Source organism: Mycobacterium sp. SMC-19, assembly GCF_045310815.1.
In the GTDB taxonomy this organism is placed as follows: Bacteria; Actinomycetota; Actinomycetes; order Mycobacteriales; family Mycobacteriaceae; genus Mycobacterium.
The window spans coordinates 265378-276268 of record NZ_JBJIAM010000007.1; the positions used below are offsets into that span (position 1 = coordinate 265378).

Here is a 10891-nt window from a genome sequence, read left to right on the forward strand (position 1 = left end):
GCAAACCGTGACCCGGCCGACTCGCCGGTGTTACCGCTTTGATGCAGGATTTCAACCAGAACGTTCGGACACGTCCCGGGTAACCGCTCGGCTCCGGACCACGACGAGGGGGATGCATGCAAGGCTTCATGATCAAGGCGGGCACCGGGGTGGGACTCGCAGGCCTGATGGCCGTCACCGGATTCGCGGCACCTGCGCAGGCGAGCCCGGTCGACACCTCGTTCCTGTCCGATCTGACCGGGGCGGGCATCCCGGTCGCCGACCCAGCCGCAACGGCGGCCCTCGGCCAGTCCGTGTGTCCCATGCTGTCCGAGCCCGCGGGCACCGCCGCGTCCGTGGCGGCCCCGGTAGCCGGCCTGGGCGGCGCGCCCACCATGTCGCCGCAGATGGCGCAGCTGTTCACCGAGATCGCCGTACAGATCTATTGCCCGCAGATGCTGTCTCAGCTGGCCAGCGGTCAGGTGCCGGATCTGCCGCAGATCCCGGGGATGTCGGTCGGTATCCCCGGCCTATCCGGCGGGGTTCCGGCAATTCCGGCCATCCCCGGGTTCTAACCGGCCGTCGCAGCGGCCGGCTTGAGGTAGCTGACCAGGCTGACGTCGAGTACCTCGTCGATGAAGTAGTACTCGCACCCGCGCAGGTACTTCAGGTAGCGCTGATACACTTCGTCGGACTGAATCGCGATGGCCACGTCCTTCTTGGCTTCCAGCGCATCGGCCCAGATCCGCAAGGTCTTGACGTAGTGCGGCCGCAGCGAAAGCGCTTCGGGAACAGCGAAACCGGCTTTCTGGCCATGCTCCACCATCATGTCGGTGGTGGGCAGTCGCCCGCCGGGAAAGATCTCGGTGAGGATGAACTTGATGAACCGCGCGGTCTCGAACGTCAGCTTCTTACCGCGTGCATTCAGATCGTAGGGGTGATAGCTCACGCTGCTCTGGATCGTCATTCGCCCGTTGGCGGGCAGGATGTCGAAACACCGTGCGAAGAAGTCGTCGTAGCGTTCGTGGCCGAAGTGTTCGAACGCCTCAATGGAAACGATCCGATCGACCGGCAGATCGAACTCTTCCCACCCGTGCAGCAGTACTCGGCGCTCACGATCGGTGTCGACGGTGTCCAGCAGTCGCTGGGTGTAGGCGTGCTGATTCTTCGACAGGGTGAGGCCGACGACGTTGACGTCGTACTTCTCCAACGCCCGCTTCATCGTCGACCCCCAGCCGCAGCCGATATCGAGCAACGTCATTCCGGGCTTCAGGTCGAGCTTGTCGAGGTTGAGGTCGATCTTGGCGATCTGGGCCTGTGCCAGTGACAGCTCCGGTGGCTCGAAATAGGCACAACTGTAGGTACGGGTCGGGTCCTGAAACAGCGCGAAGAAGTCATCGGAGAGGTCATAGTGAGCTTGGACGTCGGCGAAATGCGGCCGTAAGGTCCGGGCAGCCGGAGTATCAGTCATCGCCGACCTGCTTCTGCAACGTGTACTGGTTGACGTCGATGTATCCGGTGCGAAAGCCGTTGGCGCACCCGGTCAGGTAATGCATGTAGCGGTCATAGACCTCTTGTCCTTGGATCTCGATGGCCTTGTCTTTGTTGCCTTCCAGCGCTGCCGCCCAGCAGTCCAGGGTCCTGGCGTAATGCGGCTGCAGCGAATGCCGTCGGGTCAGGGTGAAACCCGCTTGGGCCGAGTGCTCTTCAACCATCTCGATGGTGGGCAGCCGGCCGCCGGGAAAGATCTCGGTGGCGATGAACTTGATGAACCGGGCCATCGCGAAGGTCAGCGGCATGCCACGTTCGGCCATCTGCGGCAGCGTCAATCCGGAGATGGTGTGCAGCAGCATCACTCCGTCGGCCGGCAGAACGGCGTGGGCCATGGTGAAGAAATCCTCGTAGCGTTCATGCCCGAAGTGCTCGAAAGCGCCGATGGACACGATCCGATCGACCGGCTCGCTGAAGTTCTCCCAGCCCTCCAGTAGAACGCGCTTGGTGCGCTGGCTGTCCATGCCGGCGAACATGGCCTCCACATGGACCGCCTGATTCTTGCTCAAGGTCAGTCCGATGACGTTGACGTCATGGGTTTCAACGGCTCGCCGCATGGTGGCCCCCCAGCCGCAGCCGATGTCGAGCAGCGTCATACCCGGTCGCAGGCCCAGCTTGCCCAGGGCAAGGTCGATCTTGGCGATCTGGGCTTGCTCCAGCGTCATGTCGTCACGCTCGAAGTAGGCGCAGCTGTAGGTCTGGGTCGGGTCGAGAAAGAGCTGGAAGAACTCGTCGGACAGGTCGTAGTGCGCCTGCACGTCTTTGAAATGCGGTGTCAGATTTTTCGGCATGACAATGTGCTCTCGGCTGGCGGCCGAAAGCACCCCCCCCTCTTCTAGTATTTTCCGAACGCGAGGGCCACGTTGTGGCCACCGAATCCGAAGGAATTGCTGATCGCGTATCGGTAGTCCCCCACCCGTACGTCACCGGCCACGACATCCAGGTCGATCTCTGGGTCGATGCGGTGCAGATTCAGCGTCGGCGGAACCACGCCGTCCCGCAGCGCCAGCACTGTCAGAATCGCCTCCACCGCACCGACCGCCCCGACCGAATGACCGAGAGCGGATTTCGGTGCATACACCGCGGCGAGGTGTCCGCCCATGGCGTTGTTGATCGCCTGGGCCTCGGCCAGATCCCCGATCCGGGTTCCGGTGGCGTGGGCATTGATGTGGTCGATGTCGGTCGGAGCCAGACCCGCAAGGTCCATCGCCCGGGTCATGGCGTAGCCCGCGCGCTCCCCCTGCGGATCGGGCGCCACGATGTGGTGGCCGTCCGAGCTGATACCAGCGCCCATCAACCGGCCGAGAATGGTTGCGCCACGCGCCTTTGCGTTCTCAAGAGTCTCGATGACCAACAAGGCGCCGGCCTCGCCGAACACGAACCCGCTGCGGTCGACGTCGAACGGCCGGCAGGCACCGGCCGGGTCGTCGTTGTGGGTGGACAACACGATACGCATCGCGGCGAATCCCGCGATCGGGACCGCTTCGATCTTGGTCTCGACTCCGCCGCAGATGGCGATGTCAGCCTCGTCGTAGACGATGTTGCGCCAGGCCTGAGCGATACCTTCGGCACCGGAAGCACATGCCGAGATCGGGGTGAAGACACCTGCTTTGGCGCCGCGTTCCAGGCCGACGGCAGCGGCAGCCGCATTGGGCATGTATTTCTGCACGCCCAGCGGAGAGACCGCCTTCATGCCGCGTTCCACCATGCCTTGGTAGCCCCAGACCAGTTCCTCCGGGGAGCCGAGCCCGGTGCCGATCGACACCAGCAGTCGGCGTGGATCCACCTCCGGCGAGCCGGCATTCGCCCAGACCCGTCGACCCAGGATCACCGCCATCTTCTGCAGGTATGACAGCCGGTGGAGTTCCTTGCGGTTCAGCTCGTGGTCGAAGTCCTCGAGCAGATGCCCGCCGATCCGTACCGGGAGGTCGAACCGCTCGACGAAGGGGTCGTCGAGCTTACGGATGCCACTTTGTCCATCCAGCAGCTTCTTCCAAGTGTCCTCGGCGTCCGTCGCCAGCGCAGTCGTCATCGCGACACCGGTGACGACGACCTCGGGAAGGCCGTTCCCCGTGGAGAGCCGAGTCCGTCGAGCCATGTCCAAGCCTCGCTTCGGGCCGCTACTTGGTCAGGATGAACTGCCCGACATTGCTGATCCCTCTGCGGAAGAGGTCTGCGCAGCCGGTCAGATAGCGCAGGTAGCGCTCGTACACTTCCTCGGACTGGGTGGCGATGGCACGTTCGCGGTTGTTCCGCAGATTGGCCGCCCACATGTCCAAGGTCCGGATGTAGTGCTCCGGCATCAAAAGGGCGTCCTGGATCCGAAATCCGGCGCCTTGGGAGTATTCGTAGATGTCGTCGCGGCCTGCCATCTCCCCGCCGGGAAAGATCTCCTTGCCGAGGAATCGGACGAAGCGCAAGTCGCTCATCGTCACTTTGATGCCGTGCTCGCGCCAATAGGTCTGGGGGTAGGTGAAGATGCTGTGGAACAACATTCGGCCGTCATCGGGCAGGATCTCGTAGGCACGTTCGAAGAACGCCGCATAGCGGGCTTTCTTGAACGCGTCGAACGCCTCGATGGTGAAGATCCGATCGACCTTCTCGTCAAACTCCTCCCAGCCCTGTAGTCGAGCCTCCGCATGACGCTCGGTGTCGATCGCCGCCAGCGTGGCCGCGCTGCGCGCGCAATGGTTGCGACTGAGCGTGATACCGATGACGTTCACGTCGAACTTGGCCACCGCCCGGGCCAGCCCCGCCCCCCAGCCGCAGCCGACGTCCAACACCGTCATGCCCGGCTCGAGATCGAGTTTGCGTAATGCCAAGTCGTACTTAGCGTTCTGCGCTTCCTCCAAGGTCATGTCGTCGCGCTCGAAGTACGCACAGGTGTAGGCCATCGTCGGATCGAGGAACAGCGCGAAGAAGTCATCGGAGATGTCATATGCCGCTTGCGACTCTTCGTAGTACGGCTTGAGATCGGTCACCTGCGCCACCCCGTTCTATCCGAGTTCTCTTATGCCACTAGTTTTTCCATCGTGAATTGGCAGACATCGGTGTAACCGTCACGGAACAGCTCCCGGCAACCCGTCAGGTACTTCAAGAACGTCTCATACGTCTGCTCGCCTTTGAGCTCAACCGCCTGGGCCTTGTGCGCTTCGAGTGCCTTTGCCCAGGTGTCCAAGGTGCGCACGTAGTTCGACCCGATCAACTGATGACGGGTGATCGAGAAGCCGCAGCGGGTCGCATGCTCGTCGACGATCGAGATCTGCGGCAACCGCCCGCCTGGATAGATCTCGGTCAGGATGAAGTGGATGAAGCGCAGCAGCGACATCGTCTTCTTCAGCCCCCGCCGCTCGCCCTCTTCTGCGGTGGGCACCACGATGGAATGCAGCAGCATGACGCCGTCGTCGGGCAGCACTCGGTGGCACATGGTGAAGAAGTCGTCGTAGCGCTCGTAGGTGCCGACGCCATCGGCGAAGTGCTCGAAGGCGCCCAGCGATACGATGCGGTCCACCGGTTCGTCGAATTCCTCCCAGCCCTGCAGGCGCACCTGTTTGCGGCGCGGGCTGTCCATCTCGGCGAACTTCTCTTCGCAGTGGGTCAACTGGTTTTCGCTCAGCGTCAGCCCGATGACGTTGACGTCGTACTTCTCGATGGCCCGCCGCATGGTGGAGCCCCAGCCAGACCCGATATCGAGCAACGTCATCCCGGGCCGCAGGCCCAACTTGCCCAGCGCCAAGTCCACCTTGGCCATCTGAGCCTGTTCCAGCGTCATATCGTCGCGTTCGAAATATGCGCAGCTATAGGTCATCGTCGGATCCAGCCACAGCCGGAAGAATTCGTTGGACCGGTCGTAGTGCGACCGAATGTGATCCACATCCGGTATCAGTTCGACGTCGCTCATCTGTTCCTCCGCTGCACCAAGCGATTTCACGAGGACTGCTTTTGCGATGAACTCATTGTGGGCAACGCCCCCTCCGCGACACAGCCGGCCGCTACCGGCCGACCGCACACGTGTTCCCCCAGAGCAGGGCTATCAAACACGGGGCGTGATCTGGTTGGGAGATAGGCGAATACGCGTCGTCGCAACCGGCCGAACAATTGTCGGGCCGGTCAAAAACGAACTAGCTGGTCCCGAGCGGGTCGATCGTCGCGGCCACGTAGAGCATCACCGTCGCCGCGGTCGTCATCGTCCCGAAATCCAGCCCCCGGTCCCGCAGCACCAGCAGCCCGGCCCGGTCCTCGGACAACACCAGGCGTAGCCCGGCAGCCACCCCGGTCCCGATCCCGATCAGCAGCGCGCCGCGGCGCCAGAAGTTCGCTCCGGCCAGCACGAACGCCGCCGTAAAGATCAGCCCGACCAGCAGGATCGGCCACTGTGCGGCGATCACCCGGCGGACGTCGGCAACCTTCACAGCGTGCTCTCGACTCTTTCCACGACGTTGGTCAGCAGGAAAGCCCGGGTAAGCGGGCCCACCCCACCGGGGTTGGGCGACACGTGGCCGGCCACGTCCCACACGCCGGGGTGGACGTCGCCGACCAGTCCGGCGTCGGTACGCGAAACACCGACGTCGACGATGGCCACACCCGGACGCACCATATCGGCGGTGAGCATGTGCGGCACCCCAACCGCGGCGACGATGATGTCCGCCTGGCGAGTCAGCTCCGCCAAATCGCGGGTCCCGGTGTGGCAGAGCGTGACGGTGGCGTTCTCCGACCGACGGGTCAGCAGCAGTCCCAGCGGGCGCCCGACCGTCACCCCACGTCCGATCACCACGACATGGGCGCCGGCTATCGGCACCTCGTAGCGACGCAGCAGGTGCACGATGCCGCGCGGGGTGCACGGCAGCGCCGCCGGCGTGCCCAGCACCAGCCGGCCCAGGTTGGTCGGATGCAGCCCGTCGGCATCCTTGGCCGGATCGACGCGCTCAAGTGCCGCGTTCTCGTCCAGGTGTTTGGGCAACGGCAGCTGCACGATGTAGCCCGTGCACTCGTCGTTGGCGTTCAGCTCGTCGATGGTGTCGTTGAGCTGGGCCGGACTGCAGTCCGCGGGCAGGTCACGGCGGATCGAGGTGATGCCGACCTTGGCGCAGTCGGCGTGCTTGCCGCGCACATAGGCGTGTGAGCCGGGGTCGTCACCGACCAGGATGGTGCCCAGACCGGGCGTACGCCCGGCGGCGGTCAGCGCCGCCACCCGTGCCTGGAGGTCGACGAAGATCTCGTCGCGCGTGGCCTTGCCGTCCAACGTCATCGCACCCACGCCGGACATTGTGGCATGTAGCCGCCGAGTTCCGGCCGGTTGGCGGCGACGGCACAGATATTGCGGTGCGGCAGGGCGCCTGTTCGCAGCGCGCCGCTTGTAGGCTCCCGCTATGGGAGTTCCCGACGTCTTCAGTCCCGCCAAACTCGGCCCGATCACCTTGCGCAACCGGATCATCAAGGCTGCGACGTTCGAGAACCGCACGCCTGGTGCACTGGCCTCCGACGATCTGATCGAGTATCACCGGCTGCCGGCCGCCGGCGGAGTGGGCATGACCACCGTGGCTTACTGCGCGGTCTCGCAAGGCGGTCGCACCTCCAACGACGGGCTGTGGATGCGCCCGGAGGCGGTAGCGGGGCTGCGCCGACTCACCGACGCGGTACACGCCGAGGGCGCCCTGGTCAGCGCTCAGATCGGCCATGCCGGCCCGGTCGCCGACGCGCGCTCCAACAAGGCCCGCGCCCTGGCCCCGGTGCGGTTCTTCAACCCGATCGGCATGCGCTTCGCCAAGAAGGCCACCCGCGACGACATCGACAAGGTCATCGCCCAGCACGCCGACGCCGCCCGCTACGCCGTCGACGCCGGGTTCGACGCCGTGGAGATCCATCTCGGCCACAACTATCTGGCGAGTTCGTTTCTCAGTCCGCTGATCAACCGCCGGTCCGATGAGTTCGGCGGATCGCTGGCCAACCGGGCCAAGGTGGCCCGCGGCATCGTGGCGGCCGTGCATCGCGCGGTGGGCGGACAGATCGCGGTGACGGCCAAACTGAACATGGCCGACGGAGTCCGCGGCGGCATCAGTCTGGACGAGTCGCTGACCACCGCGAGGTGGCTGCAGGACGACGGCGGCCTGGACGCATTGGAGCTCACGGCCGGCAGCTCGCTGGTCAACCCGATGTACCTGTTCCGCGGCCACGCCCCGGTGAAGGAGTTCGCCAGCGTATTCCCTCCGCCGTTGAGCTGGGGCATGCGGATGACTGGCAACAGATTCCTGCGTGAGTACCCCTATACCGACGCCTACCTGTTGGACAACGCCCGGCTGTTTCGCGCCGAGTTGTCGATGCCGCTGATCCTTTTGGGCGGTGTCACCAACCGAGCGACGATGGATCAGGCGATGGCCGAGGGATTCGAGTTCGTCGCGATGGCCCGGGCGCTGCTGGCCGAAACGGACCTGGTCAACCGGATCGCCGAAGACTCGATGACGCTGTCGGAGTGCACGCACTGCAACCAGTGCATGCCGACGATCTACCGGCGCACGCACTGCGTCGTTACGGGCGCCCCGGACGCAACTCGCTAGAGTTGACGTCAATGAGTCACCCAGCCCCGCCGGTGCTGACCGTCCGCCACGACGGGTCACAAGGCACGTTCTCCGCAGGCCACGACGTGGTCATCGGGCGCGACCTGCGGGCCGACGTCCGCATCCCGCACCCCTTGGTATCCCGCGCTCACCTACTACTGCGCTTCGAGCAGGGTCGGTGGTTGGGGATCGACAACGGCTCGCTGAACGGCATTTACGTCAACGGCCAGCGGGTGCCCGTCGTCGATATCCGCGACGGGCAGGCAGTCAACCTCGGCAACCCGGACGGACCGCGGGTCTCCTTCGAGGTGGGACGGCACCAGGGCCAGGCCGGCCGGCCGCCGCAGACCGTCTCGATCCAGGTGCCGCAGCCCGGCCAGCCAGGAATCGCACGACCGAGCCGGCCGCCACAGCCGTCTGGCTGGCCGTCGCCGCCCGAACCCGCGCCGTATGCGGCTGCTCCCGATCTCGGGCACCACCCGGACCTGCGGTCGGCCGGGCACCCCGGCGTGCAACAGCCCTACCGGCCGCAATCCGGACCGGCGCCGTATCCACCGCCGCCCGCCCCGCACCGGCCGCCGGCATATCAGTCCGGTCCCCCCAGCCCTGCCTCCGATGCAGGACTGCGCCCCGGCTACCAATCTCCCGCCCAACCGCCCGCGCCCCCAGTGGCACCCGCCGAGGTGTTCGCCCCGCACCAGCCCTCCACCCGGATGGCCCCGGTGTCGGCTACGCCGCCCGAAGTCGGCAACATCGCCACCCGCATGATCGACATCCTGCGGCCGGCCTCCAGCTCCGCGCCGGACGCCCCGGTCGGGGCCCTGACCATCGGCCGCGCCACCGACAACGACGTGGTGATCTCCGATGTGCTGGCCTCGCGCCACCACGCCATGCTGATCGCCACGCCGCTGGGCACCGAGATCCGCGACAGCCGAAGCATCAACGGCACATTCGTCAACGGCGTCCGGATCGGCTCGGCGATCCTGTCCGAAGGCGACCTGGTCACGATCGGCAACGTCGACCTGGAATTCACCGGCGGAACCCTGCTACGCCGCACCGAAGCCGCCTCGCGGACTGGAGGGCTTGAGGTTCGGGATGTCTGCTTCGACGTCGAGGGCGGCAAACGACTGCTCAACGACATCACACTGACGGCCCGCCCGGGCACCCTGACCGCGATCATCGGCGGCTCGGGTGCCGGCAAGACGACGCTGTCACGACTGATCGCCGGCTACACCAAGCCCACCGCCGGATCGGTCACCTTCGAGGGCCACAACATCCACACCGAGTACGCCTCGTTGCGCAGCCGGATCGGAATGGTGCCGCAGGACGATGTGGTGCACCGGCAGCTCACCGTCAACCAGGCCCTGGGCTACGCCGCCGAGCTGCGCCTGCCGCCGGACAGCAGCAAAGCCGACCGGGACAAGGCAGTGGCGCAGGTGCTCGAGGAACTCGAGCTGACCAAGCACGCCGACACCCGAGTGGACAAGCTCTCCGGCGGCCAGCGCAAGCGCGCCTCGGTGGCCCTGGAGCTGCTGACCGGACCGTCGCTGCTGTTGCTCGACGAGCCGACCTCGGGGCTGGACCCGGCCCTGGACCGTCAGGTGATGCTGATGCTGCGCGGTCTGGCCGACGCCGGCCGCGTGGTCATGGTGGTCACCCACTCGGTGTCCTACCTCGACGTGTGCGACCAGATTCTGCTGATCGCCCCGGGCGGCAAGACTGCGTTCTCCGGCCCGCCCAAAGAGGTCTTTCCGGCGATGGGGGCGGACAACTACGCCGACATCTTCGCCAACGTCGGAGCCGACCCGGACGAAGCCAACCGGCGGTTCCTGGAGCGCGACGGCGGCCCCAAGGGCCCGGCCGCTGCGGTCCCCTCGACGCCCCCGGCCGACTTGGGCAGCCCGCCCCCGGAAAGCCTGCGCAAGCAGCTGTCGACAATCGCACGCCGTCAAGTCCGGCTGATCATCTCCGACCGCGGCTATTCGGTCTTCTTGGCCGTGCTTCCCTTCATCGTGGGCGCACTGTCACTGACGGTGAAGGGCAACGGTGGGCTCGGGATGCCCGGGCCTGATGCGCCGACCGAGCCGCAGTACATCATGGTGCTGCTCATCATCGGCGCGGTCTTCATGGGCACCGCGCTGACCATTCGAGATCTGATCGGCGAACGCCCGATCTTCAAACGAGAACAGGCGGTGGGTCTGTCGACCGTGGCCTATCTGCTGGCCAAGGTCACGGTGTTCTGCGCATTCGCCACGGTGCAGGGGGCGGTCGCCACCACCATCGTGATCCTGGGCAAGGGCGGGCCGACGCAGGGCGCCGTGATGTTCGGCAGCGCCAATTTCGACTTGTTCCTGGCCGTGGCCGGGACCTGTGTGGCCTCGGCGGTGCTGGGGTTGGCCCTGTCGGCGTTCGCGCAGTCCAATGAGCAGATCATGCCGATGCTGGTGGTCTCGATCATGTCGCAGCTGGTGCTGGCCGGCGGCATGATCCCGGTGACCGGGCGCGCCGGGCTGGCCGAGGCCGCCTGGGTGACACCGGGCCGGTGGGGATATGCCGCGGGCGCATCTGCGATCGACTTCAACAAGCTGGTCAACGTCCCGCAGATCCCCAAAGATCACCTGTGGGACCACACCAAGGGCATCTGGCTGCTCGACATGGGGATGTTGGGGCTGCTGTCGGTGTTTTACACCGTGCTGGTGTGGTGGAAGATCCGGCTTAAGCGCTGACGGTGGGGGGGGGGGGGGGGGGGGGGGGGGGGGGGGGGGGGGGGGGGGGGGGGGGGGGGGGGGGGGGGGGGGGGGGGGGGG

10 protein-coding genes are annotated in these 10891 nt (G+C 65.9%); 3 read left to right on the forward strand and 7 right to left on the reverse strand.

Translation table 11 applies throughout. From position 1 onward, the window contains the following. Positions 1–116: 116 nt before the first annotated feature. Positions 117–554 carry a DUF732 domain-containing protein gene (locus ACJH5R_RS17405; protein ID WP_406782469.1) on the forward strand — a complete coding sequence of 146 codons (438 nt, stop codon included), beginning with the start codon at positions 117–119 and terminating at the stop codon, positions 552–554. On the opposite strand, the gene ACJH5R_RS17410 is transcribed toward ACJH5R_RS17405, so the two are convergent. From ACJH5R_RS17410 to ACJH5R_RS17440, 7 genes are all read right to left on the reverse strand, one after another. Then, positions 551–1450, reverse strand: coding sequence for a cyclopropane mycolic acid synthase family methyltransferase (locus ACJH5R_RS17410; RefSeq protein WP_406782470.1), 900 nt, complete (start codon positions 1448–1450; stop codon positions 551–553). The two genes, ACJH5R_RS17405 and ACJH5R_RS17410, sit on opposite strands and share 4 nt — an antisense overlap. After that, positions 1443–2321, reverse strand: coding sequence for a cyclopropane mycolic acid synthase family methyltransferase (locus ACJH5R_RS17415; protein WP_406757942.1), 879 nt, complete (start codon positions 2319–2321; stop codon positions 1443–1445). The genes ACJH5R_RS17410 and ACJH5R_RS17415 overlap by 8 nt, the downstream gene beginning before the upstream one ends. A 44-nt stretch (positions 2322–2365) precedes the next feature. Next, a complete protein-coding gene (gene kasB, locus ACJH5R_RS17420; RefSeq protein WP_406782471.1) occupies positions 2366–3628 on the reverse strand; it encodes a 3-oxoacyl-ACP synthase KasB in 1263 nt (420 codons plus the stop codon). A gap of 22 nt (positions 3629–3650) precedes the next feature. Beyond that, positions 3651–4511, reverse strand: a complete 861-nt coding sequence (locus tag ACJH5R_RS17425) for a cyclopropane mycolic acid synthase family methyltransferase (RefSeq protein WP_406782472.1) — start codon at positions 4509–4511, stop codon at positions 3651–3653. Positions 4512–4540: 29 nt separating this feature from the next. After that, positions 4541–5431: a cyclopropane mycolic acid synthase family methyltransferase gene (locus tag ACJH5R_RS17430; RefSeq protein WP_406782473.1), complete on the reverse strand. Its 891-nt coding sequence runs from the start codon at positions 5429–5431 to the stop codon at positions 4541–4543. A gap of 220 nt (positions 5432–5651) precedes the next feature. Continuing rightward, positions 5652–5942: a DUF3017 domain-containing protein gene (locus ACJH5R_RS17435; RefSeq protein WP_406782474.1), complete on the reverse strand. Its 291-nt coding sequence runs from the start codon at positions 5940–5942 to the stop codon at positions 5652–5654. Continuing rightward, positions 5939–6787 (reverse strand): bifunctional methylenetetrahydrofolate dehydrogenase/methenyltetrahydrofolate cyclohydrolase, encoded by an 849-nt coding sequence (locus ACJH5R_RS17440; RefSeq protein WP_406782475.1) that lies wholly within the window; start codon positions 6785–6787, stop codon positions 5939–5941. The genes ACJH5R_RS17435 and ACJH5R_RS17440 overlap by 4 nt, the downstream gene beginning before the upstream one ends. Before the next feature lie 112 nt (positions 6788–6899). Between ACJH5R_RS17440 and ACJH5R_RS17445 the strand changes: the two genes are divergently transcribed. Together ACJH5R_RS17445 and ACJH5R_RS17450 are read left to right on the forward strand one after the other, a co-directional pair. Beyond that, positions 6900–8084, forward strand: a complete 1185-nt coding sequence (locus ACJH5R_RS17445) for an NADH:flavin oxidoreductase (protein WP_406782476.1) — start codon at positions 6900–6902, stop codon at positions 8082–8084. Between the two features lie 11 nt (positions 8085–8095). Then, the gene (locus ACJH5R_RS17450) at positions 8096–10810 is read left to right on the forward strand and encodes an ATP-binding cassette domain-containing protein (RefSeq protein WP_406782477.1); all 2715 of its coding nucleotides are present in this window, start codon (positions 8096–8098) and stop codon (positions 10808–10810) included. Positions 10811–10891: the final 81 nt, after the last annotated feature.

Coding starts and splice junctions, on each gene's coding strand:
- kasB (WP_406782471.1), bottom strand. CDS start 3,628: ATGGCTCGACGGACTCGGCTCTCCACGGGGAACGGCCTTCCCGAGGTC.
- ACJH5R_RS17405 (WP_406782469.1), top strand. CDS start 117: ATGCAAGGCTTCATGATCAAGGCGGGCACCGGGGTGGGACTCGCAGGC.
- ACJH5R_RS17445 (WP_406782476.1), top strand. CDS start 6,900: ATGGGAGTTCCCGACGTCTTCAGTCCCGCCAAACTCGGCCCGATCACC.
- ACJH5R_RS17430 (WP_406782473.1), bottom strand. CDS start 5,431: ATGAGCGACGTCGAACTGATACCGGATGTGGATCACATTCGGTCGCAC.
- ACJH5R_RS17450 (WP_406782477.1), top strand. CDS start 8,096: ATGAGTCACCCAGCCCCGCCGGTGCTGACCGTCCGCCACGACGGGTCA.
- ACJH5R_RS17415 (WP_406757942.1), bottom strand. CDS start 2,321: ATGCCGAAAAATCTGACACCGCATTTCAAAGACGTGCAGGCGCACTAC.
- ACJH5R_RS17410 (WP_406782470.1), bottom strand. CDS start 1,450: ATGACTGATACTCCGGCTGCCCGGACCTTACGGCCGCATTTCGCCGAC.